Annotated in this window: 18 protein-coding genes; 3 read left to right on the top strand and 15 right to left on the bottom strand. The window is 66.4% G+C overall.

The window, feature by feature from the left end; all coding sequences use genetic code 11:
- Window position 1 precedes the first annotated feature (1 nt).
- The 6 genes from cysW to ACTJI6_RS12805 all read right to left on the bottom strand — a co-directional run bounded on the left by cysW (window position 2) and on the right by ACTJI6_RS12805 (window position 4937).
- Complete coding sequence (gene cysW / locus ACTJI6_RS12830; protein ID WP_440801214.1) at window positions 2-874, bottom strand: sulfate ABC transporter permease subunit CysW; 873 nt, start codon at window positions 872-874, stop codon at window positions 2-4.
- On the bottom strand, window positions 867-1706 hold the full coding sequence (gene cysT / locus ACTJI6_RS12825; protein ID WP_440801212.1) for a sulfate ABC transporter permease subunit CysT: 840 nt from the start codon (window positions 1704-1706) through the stop codon (window positions 867-869). Before cysT ends, cysW begins: the two co-directional genes overlap by 8 nt.
- 2 nt (window positions 1707-1708) lie before the next feature.
- Entirely contained in the window at window positions 1709-2710 is a 1002-nt protein-coding gene (locus ACTJI6_RS12820) for a sulfate ABC transporter substrate-binding protein (RefSeq protein ID WP_440801210.1), read from the bottom strand.
- A gap of 29 nt (window positions 2711-2739) precedes the next feature.
- Window positions 2740-2958, bottom strand: a complete 219-nt coding sequence (locus ACTJI6_RS12815) for a hypothetical protein (protein WP_126153818.1) — start codon at window positions 2956-2958, stop codon at window positions 2740-2742.
- Window positions 2959-3133: 175 nt separating this feature from the next.
- Window positions 3134-4264, bottom strand: coding sequence for an aminotransferase class V-fold PLP-dependent enzyme (locus ACTJI6_RS12810; protein WP_440801209.1), 1131 nt, complete (start codon window positions 4262-4264; stop codon window positions 3134-3136).
- Window positions 4265-4340: 76 nt separating this feature from the next.
- Window positions 4341-4937, bottom strand: coding sequence for a LysE family transporter (locus tag ACTJI6_RS12805; protein WP_440801207.1), 597 nt, complete (start codon window positions 4935-4937; stop codon window positions 4341-4343).
- A 168-nt stretch (window positions 4938-5105) separates the two neighbouring features.
- Here ACTJI6_RS12805 and ACTJI6_RS12800 point away from each other — a divergent pair, with 168 nt between their 5' ends.
- The 3 genes from ACTJI6_RS12800 to ACTJI6_RS12790 are packed head-to-tail and all read left to right on the top strand — an operon-like array spanning window position 5106 to window position 8463.
- Window positions 5106-5804, top strand: a complete 699-nt coding sequence (locus ACTJI6_RS12800; RefSeq protein ID WP_440801205.1) for a type 1 glutamine amidotransferase — start codon at window positions 5106-5108, stop codon at window positions 5802-5804.
- On the top strand, window positions 5801-7159 hold the full coding sequence (locus tag ACTJI6_RS12795; RefSeq protein WP_440801204.1) for a glutamine synthetase family protein: 1359 nt from the start codon (window positions 5801-5803) through the stop codon (window positions 7157-7159). Before ACTJI6_RS12800 ends, ACTJI6_RS12795 begins: the two co-directional genes overlap by 4 nt.
- Entirely contained in the window at window positions 7156-8463 is a 1308-nt protein-coding gene (locus ACTJI6_RS12790; RefSeq protein ID WP_440801202.1) for an NAD(P)/FAD-dependent oxidoreductase, read from the top strand. Before ACTJI6_RS12795 ends, ACTJI6_RS12790 begins: the two co-directional genes overlap by 4 nt.
- Here the strand turns inward: ACTJI6_RS12790 and ACTJI6_RS12785 are convergent.
- The 9 genes from ACTJI6_RS12785 to ACTJI6_RS12745 form a co-directional block, all read right to left on the bottom strand.
- Window positions 8460-8906, bottom strand: coding sequence for a TerB family tellurite resistance protein (locus ACTJI6_RS12785; RefSeq protein ID WP_126153824.1), 447 nt, complete (start codon window positions 8904-8906; stop codon window positions 8460-8462). The two genes, ACTJI6_RS12790 and ACTJI6_RS12785, sit on opposite strands and share 4 nt — an antisense overlap.
- Before the next feature lie 105 nt (window positions 8907-9011).
- Entirely contained in the window at window positions 9012-9917 is a 906-nt protein-coding gene (gene ppk2 / locus ACTJI6_RS12780; RefSeq protein ID WP_126153825.1) for a polyphosphate kinase 2, read from the bottom strand.
- A 59-nt stretch (window positions 9918-9976) separates the two neighbouring features.
- On the bottom strand, window positions 9977-10438 hold the full coding sequence (locus ACTJI6_RS12775) for a hypothetical protein (protein ID WP_440801200.1): 462 nt from the start codon (window positions 10436-10438) through the stop codon (window positions 9977-9979).
- A 2-nt stretch (window positions 10439-10440) separates the two neighbouring features.
- A complete protein-coding gene (gene mnhG / locus ACTJI6_RS12770) occupies window positions 10441-10827 on the bottom strand; it encodes a monovalent cation/H(+) antiporter subunit G (RefSeq protein ID WP_440801198.1) in 387 nt (128 codons plus the stop codon).
- Entirely contained in the window at window positions 10824-11105 is a 282-nt protein-coding gene (locus tag ACTJI6_RS12765; protein WP_126153828.1) for a K+/H+ antiporter subunit F, read from the bottom strand. The genes mnhG and ACTJI6_RS12765 overlap by 4 nt, the downstream gene beginning before the upstream one ends.
- Window positions 11102-11587: a Na+/H+ antiporter subunit E gene (locus ACTJI6_RS12760; RefSeq protein ID WP_126153829.1), complete on the bottom strand. Its 486-nt coding sequence runs from the start codon at window positions 11585-11587 to the stop codon at window positions 11102-11104. Before ACTJI6_RS12760 ends, ACTJI6_RS12765 begins: the two co-directional genes overlap by 4 nt.
- Window positions 11584-13224 carry a monovalent cation/H+ antiporter subunit D gene (locus ACTJI6_RS12755; RefSeq protein ID WP_126153830.1) on the bottom strand — a complete coding sequence of 547 codons (1641 nt, stop codon included), beginning with the start codon at window positions 13222-13224 and terminating at the stop codon, window positions 11584-11586. Before ACTJI6_RS12755 ends, ACTJI6_RS12760 begins: the two co-directional genes overlap by 4 nt.
- Window positions 13221-13565, bottom strand: a complete 345-nt coding sequence (locus ACTJI6_RS12750) for a Na+/H+ antiporter subunit C (protein WP_126153831.1) — start codon at window positions 13563-13565, stop codon at window positions 13221-13223. Before ACTJI6_RS12750 ends, ACTJI6_RS12755 begins: the two co-directional genes overlap by 4 nt.
- Window positions 13565-16453 (bottom strand): monovalent cation/H+ antiporter subunit A, encoded by a 2889-nt coding sequence (locus ACTJI6_RS12745; protein ID WP_440801196.1) that lies wholly within the window; start codon window positions 16451-16453, stop codon window positions 13565-13567. The genes ACTJI6_RS12750 and ACTJI6_RS12745 overlap by 1 nt, the downstream gene beginning before the upstream one ends.
- Between the last annotated feature and the right edge of the window lie 218 nt (window positions 16454-16671).

The following is a 16671-nucleotide window of genomic DNA, read 5'->3' as shown; positions in this document are numbered from 1 at the left end:
CTCAGTGGCGGCGGATGGCGGCAAGCTGGTCGGCGTGGCGCAGTTCCAGCAGGGTTTTCAGAAGCAGGGTGACAAGCGCCAGCGCGGTCAGCAGCGCGGCCATGCTGAAGGCGGCGACGGACAGGTATTCGTTGTACAGCATCTCGATGGTGATCGGCATGGTCGCGGTCTGGCCGCGGATCTTGCCCGACACCACCGCGACGGCGCCGAATTCGCCCATCGCGCGCGCCGTGCACAGCAGCGTGCCGTAAAGCAGCGCCCAGCGGATATTCGGCAGCGTCACGGTCCAGAAGGTCCGCCAGCCCGAGGCGCCCAGGGTCAGGGCGGCCTCTTCCTCGGCCCGGCCCTGTTCGATCATCACCGGAATCAGTTCGCGCGCGACAAAGGGGAAGGTCACGAAGACCGTCGCCAGAACGATGCCCGGAATGGCGAAGACGATGGGCCAGCCATGGGCGACGAGGAAGCCGCCGACCAGCGAGTTGGCGCCGAACAGCAGCACGATGCACAGACCCGCCACGACCGGGCTGACGCTGAAGGGCAGGTCGATCAGGGTGATCAGGAAAGCCTTGCCGCGAAAGTCGAACTTGGTGATCAGCCAGGCGGCGGCGATGCCGAAGACGGCGTTCAGCGGCACGGCGATGGCGGTGATCAGCAGGGTCAGGCGGATCGCCGACCGGGCGTCGCGGTTGCCCAGGGATTCGACGGCCGCCAGCCAGCCGTTCTTCAAGGCCTCGGCAAAGACCACGGCCAGCGGGGCGAAGACCAGGATGGCCAGCCCGGCGACGGCGATCGCGATCAGGGCGATGCGCAGGGCGGGCGTTTCTTCGGTCGCGCTGCGGAAGGCGCGGGGGCGGGGCAGGGACGCGTCAGACATGGCCCATCTTTCTTCGGCTGACGATCTGGATCAGGTTGATCGCCAGCAGCATCGCGAAGGAAATCACCAGCATGGCGATGCCGATGGCGGCGGCGGCGTCATAGTTGAATTCCTCAAGCTGGATGACGATCAGCAGCGGCGCGATTTCGGTGCGCAGCGGAATGTTGCCCGCGATGAAGATGACCGACCCGTATTCCCCGACCGCGCGGGCCAGGGCCAGGGCAAAGCCGGTCAGCGCGGCGGGCGTCAGCATCGGCAGGATCACATGGCGCAGCGTGTACAGGCGGGACGCGCCCAGGGTCGCGGATGCCTCTTCGATCTCTCGGTCGATCTCCTCGACCACCGGCTGGACGGTGCGGGTGACGAAGGGCAGACCCACGAAGACCAGGGCAATGAAGATGCCCGCCTGGGTATAGGCGATCTTCAGGCCCAGGGATTGCGCCAGGCTGCCGAAGGCCCCGTTCGGGGCATAGAGCGCGGTCAGCGCGATCCCCGCCACGGCGGTCGGCAGCGCGAAGGGCAGGTCGACGGCGGCGTCCAGAAGGCGCTTGCCGGGAAAGCGGTACCGGACCAGTACCCAGGCCAGCACCACACCGAAGACCAGGTTGAAGATCGCCGCCAGCAGCGACAGCTTGAAGGACAGCAGCAGCGCAGCCTGGACGCGTTCGCGCGCCACCACGGCCAGGACATTGGACAGACCGAAATTGACGCCCTGCAACAGCAGGGCGCCGATCGGCAGCAAGACGACGATGGACAGCATCGCCAGGGTGATGCCCCCTGACAGGCCAAGGCCGGGCATCGCGGTCCTGTGGATCAGGGGGCGGGCGGCCATGGTCACTTGGCCACGTAGATCTGGTCGAAGATGCCGCCTTCACCGAAATGTTCGGGCTGAACCTTCTTCCAGCCGCCGAAATCCTCGATGCTGACCAGATCCAGTTTCGGAAAGCGGGCCACGTCCTCGGGGTCGGCGGCGCTGTCGTCCCAGGCGCGGTAGAAATGCTTGAAGGCAAGCGCCTGGCCCTGCGGCGAATACAGGAAGTCCAGATAGGCCGCTGCCAGTTCGCGCTGCGCGTCGTTGGCGATGTTGCCCTCGACGATTGCGACCGGGGGTTCCGCCAGGACCGAGACCGAGGGCACGACGATGTCGAACTGATCCTCGCCGATCTCCTCAAGCGCCAGATAGGCCTCGTTTTCCCAGGCCAGCAGCACGTCGCCGATGCCGCGTTGGGCAAAGGTGGTGGTCGAACCGCGCGCGCCGGTATCCAGCACCGGGACGTGCTTGAACAGCTCGCCCACGAAGGCCTGCGGATCCTGGCCGTTCTTTTCCGCCCAGGCCCAGGCCGCCAAGTAGTTCCAGCGCGCGCCGCCCGAGGTCTTGGGGTTCGGCGTGATCACCTCGACCCCGTCCTTCACCAGATCGCCCCAGTCGGCGATGCCCTTGGGGTTCCCCTCGCGCACCAGGAACACGATGGTCGAGGTATAGGGGCTGGAATTGTGCGGCAGCTTCGACTGCCAGTCGGCGGGCAGCTTGCCGGTTTCCGCGATCTTGTCGATGTCCGAGGCCAGGGCCAGCGTCACCACTTGGGCGTTCAGCCCGTCGATCACCGCGCGGGCCTGCGCGCCCGACCCGCCATGGCTGGTCTCGATGGTCGGGGCCTCGTGCCCGTCGGCAGTCCATTTTTCGGCAAAGGCGGCGTTCACGTCGCGATACAGTTCGCGGGTTGGGTCATAGCTGACGTTCAGCAGCGTTTCGGCGGATGCCGGGACCGCGATGGCCAAAGCCAGCACGATGGCCGACAGCGAGGCGCCGATGCGGCTGGTTTTCGATGTGGTCATGGACCGTTTCTCCTGAAGAACTGCGTCGGTTATCGGTGGGTGCGGGTGGCGAGGGATTCGATCCGCGCCTCCCACAGGTCGGGATCGCGCCCCTCCAGCAGGGACGCGGCCGCCGCCTGGGGTTCCCGGCTGAGCGCCAGAAGCGGCGCGCCGTTGACGCGGTGGACCTGTCCGGTGCGGCGGTCGATCAGTCTGACCGAATAAAGCGGCCGCGATGCGGCGCCGATATCTTGACCCTGGATCGTCATCTCCGCTCCTCTGACTCGCTGGCGTCGTATTCCCTAAATAACGACGGGAGAAGTCGTGTTTATCAAGAGCAGAGATCTGCTGAAATTGGCAGGGTTGGGAGAATAAAATTCTAACTCAGGACAGAAAAAGGCCCGCCTTTTCGGGGCGGGCCGTCCCTCGCATCCTGGGGGCTGGTCAGGCCTGGATCACCTTGTCCAGCACCGTCCGCAGCCGGGCGACCGTGCCGTCCACGTCCTTCAGCTTGTCCAGCCCGAACAGGCCCAGCCGGAACGTGGAAAACGCGTCGCCTTCGTTCACGGCCAACGGCACGCCGGCGGCGATCTGCATGCCTTCCGCCGCGAATTTCCGGCCGTTCCTGATGTCGGGATCGTCGGTATAGCTGACCACCACCCCCGGCGCGGTGAAACCCGGCGCCGCGACCGAGCGGATACCGCGTTCGGCCAGCAGGTCGCGCACGGCATTGCCCAGCCGCCATTGCGCATCCCGCGCGGCGTCGAATCCCATCGCGCGCGTTTCCTCCATCGCGTCGCGCAGGCCCAGCAGGGCGTCGGTCGGCATGGTCGCGTGATAGGCGTGGCCGCCGTCTTCATAGGCCGCCATGATTGCGCGCCATTTCTTCAGATCCAGGGCGAAGCTGTTGCTGTCCGTCGCGGCCAGCCGTTCCGCCCCGTGATCCGACAGCATCACCAAGCCTGCGGCGGGCGATGCCGACCACCCCTTCTGCGGGGCCGAGATCAGCACGTCCACGCCCGTTGCCTTCATGTCCACCCAGATCGCGCCCGACGCGATGCAGTCCAGCACCATCAGCGCGCCGACCTGATGCGCGGCGTCCGACAGCGCGCGGATATAGTCGTCGGGCAGGATCAGCCCGGCCGAGGTTTCGACATGGGGCGCAAAGACCGCATCGGGCCGGGTGTCGCGGATCTTGGCCACGACTTCCTCGATGGGCGGGGGCGCGAAGGCGGGCTGCGGCTCGTTGCCCGCAGGGCGGGCCATGGCGACGGTCGTTTCCCGCGCAAAGCCGCCCATCTCGAAGATCTGGCTCCAGCGATAGCTGAACCAGCCGTTCCTGACGATCAGCGCATGGCCGGTGCCGAACTGGCGGGCGACCGATTCCATCGCATAGGTTCCGCCGCCCGGCACGATGGCGACCTGGGACGCGCCATAGACCTGTTTCAGGGTGGCGGACAGGTCGCGCATCACCTGCTGGAATCGCTGCGACATGTGGTTCAGCGACCGATCGGTGAACACGACCGAGAATTCGTCCAGGCCATCGGGGTCGATGTCGGGGTGAAGATGGGGCATCGCATTCTCCTGTCCAAGCCTGGTGCAGGTTAGCGCCTGCCGCCCGATGCCGCCAGACAGCCAAAGGCCGCAGGCATCAGCCGGGGGCAAGCGCGCCCAGGCCGACGGCGATCATCACCGCTGCCGCCACGTAACGCGAAACCCGCGCCGCTGCGAAGCTGCGCCCGCGCATGGCCGATGAAAACAGGATCGCCAGAAAGGAATACCAGATCACGCTTTGGACGATAATCAGAATGAATATCTCGGCATAGACATATTCGGGTGCGGCGGCGGGAATGGCGGCCAGGAAGGTGCCCAGCCAGAAGGCGATGGCGACAGGATTGGCAAGGGCCGTCAGCAGACCCAGCAGAAAGGGCTGGCGGCCCATCATCCCGCCGCGCCGCATGGGGCAGGCGGTCAGCATGCGCAGCCCCATCCGGACCAGATACAGCGCCGCCAGAACCCGCAGGCCCAGGAAAACCTGGCCGTCCCGGTCCGCCACCGCATCCGCGCCCAACAGCGCCAGGCCGACCCACAGCCCGGTCGCCGCGACGACGCCCGCCGCGACTGAAAGCCCCTCCCGTCGCGTCCCCGCACTGGCCGCGCAGCAGATTGCCAAGGTATTCGGACCGGGCGTCATCGCTATCGCCAGATGCAGCCCGGAGATCAGGAACAGGGTCGCAAAAACGTCCATCGTTAAAAACCCGCAGGAACGATTTATATTAATAGAAAAGCGTCTATTTTAATATGAATTAATATTCCGGCATATTCGCGGCTTGACCGGAAATGCCCGCGCCCCCCCCTTGCGGCCCCCCCGCCCGCGCGACTACCTTTGGCCCGACAGCAACATCGCAGGTTCTTCATGCGCATCGGCATTCTTCAATGCGGCCAGGCGCCCGCCGAATTGAGGCAGGATATGGGCGACTATCCCGACATGTTCGTCCGGCTTCTGGACGGACGCGGCTTCGAATTCCGCACCTGGGATGTCGAGGCGATGGACTTTCCCGCATCCGTCCACGACGCCGACGGCTGGCTGCTGACCGGATCGCGGCACGGCGCATACGAGGATCACGCCTTCATCCCGCCGCTGGAACGCTTCATCCGCGAGGCCTATGACGCCGCCGTGCCGCTGGTCGGCATCTGCTTCGGCCACCAGATCATCGCGCAGGCGCTTGGCGGCACGGTCGTCAAGCATCCTGGCGGCTGGTCGGTCGGCACGCAGGATTACGATTTCGACGGCGAGACCGTGCGCCTGAACGCCTGGCACCAGGATCAGGTGGTGGCCCTGCCCAAGGATGCGCAGGTGGCGGGGCGCAGCGCGTTTTGCGAAAACGCTGCGCTGATCTATGGCGACCGCGCCTATACCGTGCAGGCGCATCCCGAATTTTCCGACGACTTCATCCGGGGGCTGATGGACAAGCGCGGGCAGGGCGTCGTGCCGCAGGATCTGCTTGACCAGGCCTCTGACCGGATGGGCGAACCGAAAGGCTCGGCCAGTGTCGCCGACCGGATCGAGGCGTTCTTCAAGCAGCCCCGCGCGATCAGCAGGGGTGCCGCATGAGCGACTGGATCGACAGACTGCCCCAGGCCGCCCGCGATTTCGTGGCCGGTCGGCGCCTGGACGAGGTCGAATGCATCCTGGCCGACATCGCGGGCGTCGCGCGCGGCAAGGCGATGCCCGCGTCGAAATTCGCGCGGCAGGAAAAATTCTATCTGCCGAACTCGATCTTCCTGCAAACGATCACCGGGGAATGGGCCGACAATCCGGCGGGGGCGTTCACCGAACCCGACATGATCCTGACGCCCGATTTCAGCACCGCGACCGCCGCGCCCTGGACGGCGGACTGGACGCTGCAAGTCATCCACGACGCCTATGACCAGCAGGGCAACCCGGTGCCCATCGCCCCGCGCAACGTGCTGAAGCGCATCGTCGGGCTGTATGCGGAACGCGGCTGGAAGCCCGTCGTCGCCCCGGAAATGGAGTTCTTCCTGGTCGCCCGCAACATCGACCCGAACCAGCCGATCATTCCGCCGATGGGGCGCACCGGCCGTCGCGCGGCGGCCAAGCAGGCCTATTCCATGTCGGCGGTGGACGAATACGGCAAGGTCATCGACGACATCTACGACTTCGCCGAGGCGCAGGGATTCGAGATCGACGGCATCTTGCAGGAAGGCGGCGCGGGGCAGGTGGAAATCAACCTCAACCATGGCGATCCGGTGGCCCTTGCCGACGAGATCTTCTATTTCAAGCGCCTGATCCGCGAGGCCGCGCTGCGCCACGACTGTTTCGCCACCTTCATGGCCAAGCCGATCGAGGGTGAACCCGGCAGTGCCATGCACATCCATCATTCGGTCATCGACGTGGCGACGGGGCAGAACCTGTTCTCGGACGAGAAGGGGCGCGAGACGCCGCAGTTCCTGCATTTCATCGCCGGGATGCAGAAGCACCTGCCCGCCGCCGTGGCGCTGCTGGCGCCATACGTGAACAGCTATCGCCGCTATGTCCCGGACTTTGCCGCGCCGATCAACCTGGAATGGGGCCGCGACAACCGCACCACCGGGCTGCGGGTGCCGATCTCGTCCCCCGAGGCGCGGCGGGTGGAAAACCGGCTGGCGGGCATGGACTGCAACCCCTATCTGGGCATCGCCGCCAGCCTCGCCTGCGGTTATCTGGGACTGGTCGAGGCCGAAAATCCGCGCGGCGAATGCCTGGGCGACGCCTATATGTCTTCGCAGGACGAACTGCCCTACAACCTGGGCGACGCGCTGGACATCATGTCCGAAAGCGCGCCGATGCGCAGTGTCCTGGGCGAGGATTTCGCGGCGGTCTATGAATCCGTGAAGCGCAACGAATACAAGGAATTCTTGCAGGTCATCAGCCCTTGGGAACGCGAACACCTGCTGCTGAACGTATGAAGCTGCTCTATGCCAACGACCGGCGCGGGGAATATCCGCCCAGCGTCTATGCCCAGACCAGCGATCTGCTGGACCGTTTCCCGCCGCTGAAAGGCGAGACGCGCGCCGATGTCGCGGTGGTGGGGGCGGGCTATACCGGCCTGTCCGCCGCGTTGCATCTGGCGCGGGCAGGGCGCGACGTGGTGCTGGTCGATGCACAGCGGGTGGGGTTCGGCGCGTCGGGGCGCAACGGCGGGCAGATCGGGTCGGGCCAGCGGCAAGAGGTGGACTGGCTGGAACGCCAGTTCGGCCGCCCGACCGCGCGCCGCCTGTGGGATCTGGCCGAGGATGCCAAGGCGCTGACCCGCGCGCTGGCGGCGGAATCGGGCGTGCCGATCCGCGACGGCGTGGCCCATGCCTGCCGCTCGGCCTCCGAGGTGGACCACAGCGCCCGCATGGCCGCGCATCTGGCTGCGTATTACGATTACGACCGCGTGCAGCCGTTGGATCGGGACGCGATGGCGGCGCATCTGGGAAGCACGGCCTATGCGGGCGGCGACCTGGACCGGGGCGCGGCGCATGTCCATCCGCTGGCCTTGGCGCTTGGCATGGCGCGGCTGGCCGTGGCGGCAGGGGTGCGCATCCATGAGGGCACCCATGTCCACCGCATCGAACACGGCAGCGCCACGGGCAAAAGCCGCGTCTTGTGCGACACCGGCAGGATCCTCTGTGATCAGGTGATCCTGGCCGGGAACGGCTATCAGGGGCGGCTGGACGGCAAGGTCGCGGCGAGGGTCATGCCGATCAACAATTACATCGTCTCGACCACGCCGCTGGGCGATGATTTCTCCGAGATCCTGCCGCAGCGCATCGCCGTGGCCGACACCAAGTTCGTGGTGAATTACTGGCGGCTGGACGACGACCGCCGCCTGATCTTCGGCGGGGGGGAAACCGCGACCTATCGGTTCCCCAGGGACATCGCGGCGCTTGTGCGCCCGCATCTGCTGTCGGTCTATCCGCAACTGCGCGACGTGGCGATCACCCATGCCTGGGGCGGCACGCTGGCGATCACCATGAACCGGATGCCGCATTTCGCCCGGCCCGCCCCGAACTGCCTGTCGGCTGGGGGATACAGCGGGCATGGGGTGGCGCTGGCGACGCTGGCGGGCAGGCTGATAGCCGATGCGGTGGCGGGGCAGTCGGACGGCTTCGACGCCATGGCGGCGATCCCGACGCGGCCCTTTCCCGGCGGCACCATGCTTCGCAGCCCGCTGCTGGTCGCTGGAATGGCCTGGTACGGGTTGCGGGACCGGCTGGGATTCTAGCGCCCGCCCGCGACGCGCTGGCGCTGGATGGCGGATTCGCGGTCGGTCACGCCCAGCAACCCGGCCACCAGTCGGATCGCCGCTTCCTCTTGCGCGGTGCGCCGGTCGTCGGCCAGAGAGATTTCCCACATCGCCCCGATGATGCCCATCCGATCTTCAAGCGAGACGCGGCTCTTGATCAGGCGGGTGAAGCGGACGGTATCGGGGGCCTCGGCTTCGATCATCTCGGCCACGGCGCGGCGTTCGGCGGCGTCGATCGGGCCAAGGCCGTGCAACTGCCCCAGCACCTGATCGATGCGCATCCGTTCCGAGGCGTGATAGTGATCGTCCGCACGCGCCACGCGCACCAGCAGCGCGGCCACCGCAACCTCGGCATCGTCCGTCGCCAAGGGCCGCGGAGCGGGGTCTTCTGTGAACAGGCGGTCCAACAGATTGCGAAACATGCCCCCATCTTACGGCGTTGCGCCCGTCATTCAAGATTTAAGGGTATCACTTTTCTTTTGTTATACCTTGCGTTGATTGACCGATCAGAAACGCCGCCCCGCCAATCAATAGCGTTGCGGCACATAAAGGTCGCGCGGCAGCACGTCGCGTTCGTAATCCGGGTTGAACACGCGGTCGGGCAGGGTCACGTCCTCGTGCTCGACATCGGTATAGGGGATCAGGCTCAGCAGGTGGCTCATGCAGTTCAGCCGCGCGCGCTTCTTGTCGTTGGCCTCGACGATATACCAGGGCGCCTCGGGGATGTTGGTGTGTTCCAGCATGTCCTCTTTCGCCTTGGTATAGGCTTCCCAGCGGACGCGCGATTGCAGGTCCATGGGCGACAGCTTCCACTGTTTCAGGGGATCGTGGATGCGCATCAGGAAGCGCAGCTGCTGTTCCTCGTCGGTGATCGAGAACCAGTATTTCACCAGCCGGATCCCCGACCGGACCAGCATCCGTTCGAATTCGGGAACGTCCTGGAAGAACTGGTCCACCTGGTCCTCGGTCGCGAATCCCATCACGCGTTCCACGCCCGCGCGGTTGTACCAGCTGCGGTCGAACAGCACGATCTCGCCGCCCGCGGGCAGGTGGGGGACGTAGCGCTGGAAATACCACTGGGTCTTTTCCCGATCCGAGGGAGCGGGCAGGGCCACGGTCCGCACCACGCGGGGGTTCAGCCGCTGGCTGATGCGCTTGATGGCGCCCCCCTTGCCGGCGCTGTCGCGGCCCTCGAAGATGACGACGACCTTTTCCTTGGTATGCGCCACCCAGTCCTGCAACTTGATCAACTCGGTCTGCAACCGCAGCAATTCGCGGAAATACAGCTTGCGGTCCATCTGGTCGGGCCGCTTTTCGCGATAGATGCGGCGAATCTCCTCGGAGAGGACGGCGTCCTCAAGTTCGATCTCGTAATCCTCGTCCAGGGTTTCCAGAAGCTCGGCTTCCAGCCAGTCCTTGGGTTCGTCGGTCATGGTCAACTCCGGCAATGCGAGGGTCCGTCTACGGCGGGAATGTAACGATGATGCGGCAGTCAGCGACCGAACCGCGCGGCGCAGGCCGGGGTGACGGCCAGGACGAAATTGCCGCGCCCCCCGTCGACGGTGCCGCACCATTGGCCGGTGACGGTGAACAGGCTGCGCGTGCCGCGCGCGGGGCGATAGGCGACGCGGCGGCCGGCCACGTCGAACAGGTTCAGCACGCCGCCCTGGTTGGTCGCGTAATATCCCAGCACGCCGCCGTCGCCGGTGATGATCAGCCGCCGTTCGTTGTCGGGGTTCGAAGGGCGGTTCTGCCAGGCGGTGCCGGAATTGGCGGTATTGCCCGATGAATTCCACGCCGCGTTCGGGGAATTGGCCGGGCGTGCCGGATTGTTCGCCGGATGGCCGGGGCCAAGGTCGAAGGGCAGCCGGGTCTGGTCCAGCACGATCAGCGGCGCATCGGCCTGGGCGGCGGCCGCGGCAAACAGCGCCGTCACAAGGGACAGGACGCGCATTGCTAGTCCTGAGCGGGTGGGTCGTCGGGTCGTTGGGGCCGGGTCCGCATGTCCGGGGGCAGGGCGTCCGATCCTTCGGCCCGGTCGCGTTCCAGGGCGGCGCGGCCCAGCATCATCAGCGTGATGGGCGTGGTCAGCACGATGCAGAAACCGATCGCGAATTCGTGGACGATGGCCCGCCCCTCGATGAAGCTGAACATCAGGGCCGACGCGATCATCACCCCGCCGGTGCCCCAGCTTGTCGCCAGGGTCGGCGCGTGCAGCCGGTCATAGAAGGACTGCAACCGCGCAAAGCCAAGCGCCCCGATCAGCGTCAGGGTGGATCCCAGCACCACGAAGAAGGCCACGGGAATGGCCAGCCACAGCGGGACGGATTGAAGCGGGCTCATTCGATCACCTCGCCGCGGAACAGGAACTTGGCCAAGGCCACCGAGGACACGAAGCCCATGATGGAAATGACCATGGCCGCCTCGAAGAAGAAGGCGGTGCCCAGTTGCATCCCCGTGACCAGGAATAGCAGCATGATCGAGACATAGAGCGAATCGAGCGCCAGCACCCGGTCCTGGGCGCGCGGCCCGCGCAGGATCCGCGTGCCCACCAGGCAGCCCGCAAGCGCCAGGGCGATCTGGGCATAGCCAAGCGCAATGGTCAGGATCGTTTCGCTCATTCGAAGATCTCCATCAGCATGGGTTCATAGGTCTGGCCGACGATCCGGTGGTAATGGTCGGCCTCGGACGCGTCGAAGATGTGCAGCGTCAGGATGCCGGTATCGGTTCCGTATTCCACCCAGGCCGTGCCGGGGGTCGCGGTCAGGATGATCGCCAGGACGGCCAGGGCGTTGGGGCTGGTGATCTGAAGGGGGATCTGGATGAAGGCCGAGGTCCGGCCGTTGCGGCCTTCGGTCAGAAGCAGCCGCGTGATCGCGGCGTTGGATCGGATGATGTCCAGGACCAGCGTCGCCGCCAGCCGGGGGATGGTCTGCCACCGCCGGATGCGCGGCTTGGCCGAATGCAGTGCCGAATAGGCCCAGCCCGCGACCAACGACAAGGCTGTCCCCAGAATCAGGTAGCCCAGCGAGAACCGCGTCAGCATCAGCCACAGGAAGATCAGGCACAGCGACAGGACCGGATGGGGGAAAAGGCGGATCATGGCTGGTCCTCGGCTGCGTCGGGACGGTCGGCGGCGCGCGGCGTGGCGAAGACGCCATAGGCATAGGCGGCCGTGTCGTGCAGGGCGTGGGCGGTCCCGGTGGTATAGCGCAGCATCGCCTCGGCCCGGAAGCCGATCAGGGACAGCACGACCAGCAGGGCGATCACCGGGGCGATCTCCAGCGCCAGCACGCGGGGCAGGGGCACGTCATTGGCCCAGAAGGTCTGGATGCCGATCCGCGCCATGCCGATCAGCGTGGCGAAGCCCGAAAGGATCAGCAGCGCGATGAAGGCCCATGCCAGCCCGGCGGGCAGCGCGGTCTGCGCGATCAGCGGCTGGATCATCGCGATCTTGCCGATGAAGCCCGGCAGGGGCGGCAGCCCCGCCAGCATCAGCACACACAGCGCGAAGCACAGGCCCAGCACGGTCATCGTCGCGGGGATTGCCAGGCCGATGTCGGGCACCTCGTCCAGTTCGGCCTCGTCGATGCCATAGGCGTCGGCGGTCAGGGCCAGCATCGCGGCGATGCCGCCATCCTCGCGGTTCATCGGCTCGATCAGCAGGAACAGTGCGCCGGTCGCCAGGACCGACCCGACCAAGTAATACAGCGCGCCCGACAGCATCGCCTCGCCCCCGCCCGCAAGCGCGAAGCCGGTGATCCCCAGCACCGTCCCCGACGAGATCAGCACCGAATGCGCGGCCATCCGCCCCAGCCCCTGCGAGGCAAGGATGCCCAGCAGCCCGGACAGCACCGTGATCATGCCCAGCACGATCAGGATACCCGCCCCGAACCCGGCCGAGGCGCCGCCCGTTTCCCCGAACAGCAGCATCGCCAGCCGCAGGATCGCATAGACGCCGACCTTGGTCATGATCGCGAACATCGCGCCCACCGGGGCAGCGGCGGCCATATAGGCGGTGGGAAGCCAGAAGTTCAGAGGCCAGCTTCCGGCCTTGACCAGGAAGGCCACAGCCAGGATCGCCACGCCCGCGTGCAGCAGGGGCCGGTCCTCGCCCGGCATGGACGACACCAGGTTCGCCAGATGCGCCATGTTCAGCGTGCCGCTGACGCCATAGATCAGACTGACGCCGATCAGGAACAGCAGCGAGGCGGCCAGGTTGATGGCGATGTAATGCAGCCCGGCACGGACGCGCAACTGCCCCGACCCGTGCAGCAGCAGCCCGTATGACGCGGCCAGCAGGATTTCGAAGAACACGAACAGGTTGAAGATGTCGCCGGTCAGGAAGGCGCCGTTCAGGCCGACCAGCAGGAACTGGAACAGCGAATAGTAATGCGGACCCTGCCTGGCCCAGCCCGCCCCGGCATAGACCAGCGACGGAATCGCCAGCAGCGCCGTCAGCACCAGCATCATCGCGGCCAGCCGATCCAGCACCAGAACGATCCCGAAGGGTGCCGACCAGTCGCCCAGCAGATAGAAGCTGATCCCTTCCGCGTCGCTGATATCGCCTCCGGTCTTGGCGCGGACCACCAGTTCGACGGCGATCAGCAGTTGCGCCGCGACCGAGATCAGGCTCAGCCAGAATTTCGCCTGCCGCTGCCGGTCGTCGTACAGCAGCATCAGCGCGCCCACGACGAAGGGGATCAGGATCGGCGCGATTATCAGGTGTTCGCTGATCACTGGCTGCGCTCCTTCCCGTCGACATGGTCGGTGCCGGTCATCCCGCGCGAGGCGATCATCACCACCAGGAACAGCGCCGTGGTGGCGAAGCTGATGACGATGGCGGTCAGCACCAGGGCCTGCGGCAGCGGGTCGGCATAGCGGGTGGGATCGACGAAGCCCCCCTTGGGCATGATCGGCGGCGCGCCCGGCGTCAGGCGGCCCATTGAGAAGATGAACAGGTTGACGGCATAGGACAGCAGGCACAGCCCGACGACGACCTGGAAGCTGCGCGGACGCAGCAGCAGCCAGATGCCGGACGCGGACAGGATGCCGATGGCGGCGGACAGGATGATCTCCATCAGGCGGCTTCCTTCTTGGCGGCGGCGAGTTCGTCGGCTTCGCGCATCCGGCTGGCGCGCAGCGACTGGTGGGCGATGGCGACCAGCATCAGCACGACCGCGCCGACCACGGTGGCGAAGACGCCGATGTCGAACAGCAGCGCGGTGGCCGCCGGAACCTGGCCGATCAGCGGAAGGTCGACATAACGGGCATGGGCCGTCAGGAAGGGATAGCCGAACAGCCAGGCGCCCATGCCGGTCGACACCGCGATCAGCAGGCCGAAGCCCATCCAGCGGATCGGCAGCACGGTGATGCGCGCCTCGACCCAACGGACATTGGTGGCGATGTACTGGATCAGGAAGGCGATCGCCAGGGTCACCCCGGCGGCGAAGCCCCCGCCCGGCAGGTCGTGGCCGCGGAAGAAGAAATAGCCCGACAGCATGATCAGGATCGGGAACATCCAGATCATCAGGACCGAGGGGACATACAGGTAATCGTCCAGCGACGGGCCGTCGTCCACGGTCTGCTGATAGGGCGCCTCGACGCTTTCGGGGGCGGGGCGGAAGCGGCGCAGCAGGCCATAGACCGTCAGCCCCACGATCGCCAGAACCGAGATCTCGCCGAAGGTGTCGAAGGCGCGGAAATCGACCAGGATCACATTCACCACATTGGTGCCGCCGCCTTCGTAATAGGCGTTGCCCAGAAACCAGTCGCCGACATTGCTGACCACGGGGCGCGTCATCACGGTGAACGCGATCGCGGCGATGCCGAAGCCCCCGGCCAGCGCGATCACCAGGTCGCGGCCGCGCCGGATCTTGGCGGGCATCAGCTTGTCCTCGGCGATCTCGGACCGGCGCTTGGGCAGCCAGCGAAGGCCCAGCAGCAGCAGGACGGTGGTCACGATCTCGACCAGAAGCTGCGTCACGGCCAGGTCGGGGGACGAGAACCAGGCGAAGGTCAGGCAGGTGACGACCCCCGCCCCACCCAGCAGCACCAGGGCGGCGAAGCGGTGATACTTGGCCTGCCAGGCCGCGCCGATGGCGCAGGCGGCGCCCACCGTCCACAGCATGGCGAAGGCCGGGTTCGGCGCGTGCAGCCGCAGTTCCTGTGCCAGGGTCAGGCCCGCCCACAGCGATGCCACCGCCACCGCGACCCCGGTCAGCACCAGCAGGCGCAACTGCGGCTGCAAGGATTCGGTGGACATTACCCCATGCGCCAGGCGCGGCAGCCGCCAGGTCAGGCGGAACAGCAGCCAATCATAGACCCGCTGCGCCCGAAGGCGGTGCAGCAGGAACGGTCCTTCGGGACCGGCCGCGATGGCCCTGGCGCTGAACACATAGATCAGCGCGCCCACGGCAAGCGCCACCAGGCTCAGCATCAGGGGGGCGTTCACGCCGTGCCAGAGGGCGATCTTGTAATAGGGCATCTCGGCCCCCGCCACCGACCGCGCGGCGGCATTGACGATGGGACCAAGCGTCAGCGCCGGGAAGATGCCCACCAGCAGGCAGATCAGCACCAGCAGTTCGACCGGGCGGCGCATCCAGGCGACCGGCTCGTGCGGCGCCTTGGGCAGGTCGGTCGCCTGCGGGCCGAAGAACACCGTGGCGATGAAGCGCAGCGAATAGGCGACCGACAGGCAACTGCCCACCACCGCCAGATAGGGCAGGGCCTCGTCCAGCCAGGTGCCGTTGTGCCAGTCCACCGCCTCGGCCAGGAACATCTCCTTGGACAGGAAGCCGTTCAGCAGCGGCACCCCGGCCATGGCGGCGGCGGCGACGATGGCCAGGGTCGCGGTGAAGGGCATCGGCCGGAACAGCCCGGACAGGCGGCGCATGTCGCGGGTGCCGGTCTCGTGGTCGATGATGCCCGCCGCCATGAACAGCGAGGCCTTGAACACCGCGTGGTTGCAGATGTGGAAGATCGCCGCCAGGATCGCCACCGGCCCGCCGATCCCGGCCAGCGCGGTGATCAGGCCCAGATGGCTGATCGTGGAATAGGCCAGCAGCCCTTTCAGGTCGTGGCGATACAGCGCCACCGCCGCCCCCAGGATCAGCGTGATCATGCCGATGCCGGTCACGGTGAAGAACCAGGCCTCGGTTCCGCCCAGGGCCGGGGAAAAGCGCACCAGCAGGAACACCCCCGCTTTCACCATCGTCGCGGAATGCAGGAAGGCCGATACAGGGGTCGGCGCGGCCATCGCGCCGGGCAGCCAGAAATGGAACGGGAACTGCGCGGACTTGGTGAACGCGCCCAGCAGGAACAGCGCCAGGATCGCGCCGTACCAGGGATGGGCGCGGATCGCGTCGCCCGACCGCAGGATGATCCCCAGATCATAGGTGCCCGCGACCTGGCCCAGCATCAGCATCGCGGTCAGCAGGCACAGCCCGCCAAGCGCGGTGATGATCAGCGCCGTCCTCGCCCCGTCGCGCGCCGCCGCGCCCTGGTGCCAGAAGCCGATCAGCAGGAAGGACATGAACGAGGTCAGTTCCCAGAACACCACCATCACCAGCACGTTGCCGGAAATCAGGATGCCCTGCATCGCCCCGGTGAAGGCCATCAGCAGCGCGAAAAAGCGCGGCAGGCTGTCGGCCGACCCCATGTAATAGCGCGCATAGATCACCACCAGCACGCCGATGGACAGCACCAGCGTGGCGAACAGCCAGGCGAACCCGTCCATCCGCAGCGCCAGGTTCATCCCCAGCGAGGGCACCCATTCGCTGCTGGCGCGCAGCACGCCGCCGGTTCGGATGCCGGGCAGGAACCCCGCCAGGATCGCCAGTCCGGCGACCAGCGACAGGCCGGACAGCCAGGTCGCCGCGCCGCGCGCGGTCTGGCGCAGGGTCAGAAGAATAAGCGAGGTCGCGAAGGGAAGGCAGGCAAACAACAGGAAAAGATTGTGTTCGGCCATCTTCGCGTCGCCCTCACCTCAGCAAAACATCGTGTCTTTCCCGGCACATGATGGTGCAGCCTTATCCATTCGAAAGAAAGGGACAAGCTGCGAGGCGCCTTCGGGAACACGACCCGAATGCCTTTCGCCCCGGTCGAGTTCAAGGCCAGATTGCCCGCGATGAGGGGATTTTGCCAACTTTTCCGTTATCAGTAGCAGCCGGGCAGGGAACGCCGCCC

Origin of the sequence: Paracoccus sp. 22332 (genome assembly GCF_052045125.1) — a bacterium.
Classification (GTDB): Bacteria; Pseudomonadota; Alphaproteobacteria; order Rhodobacterales; family Rhodobacteraceae; genus Paracoccus; species Paracoccus haematequi_A.
Note: the sequence above shows the minus strand (reverse complement) of the source record. Positions and strands in the feature narration are given on the sequence as shown.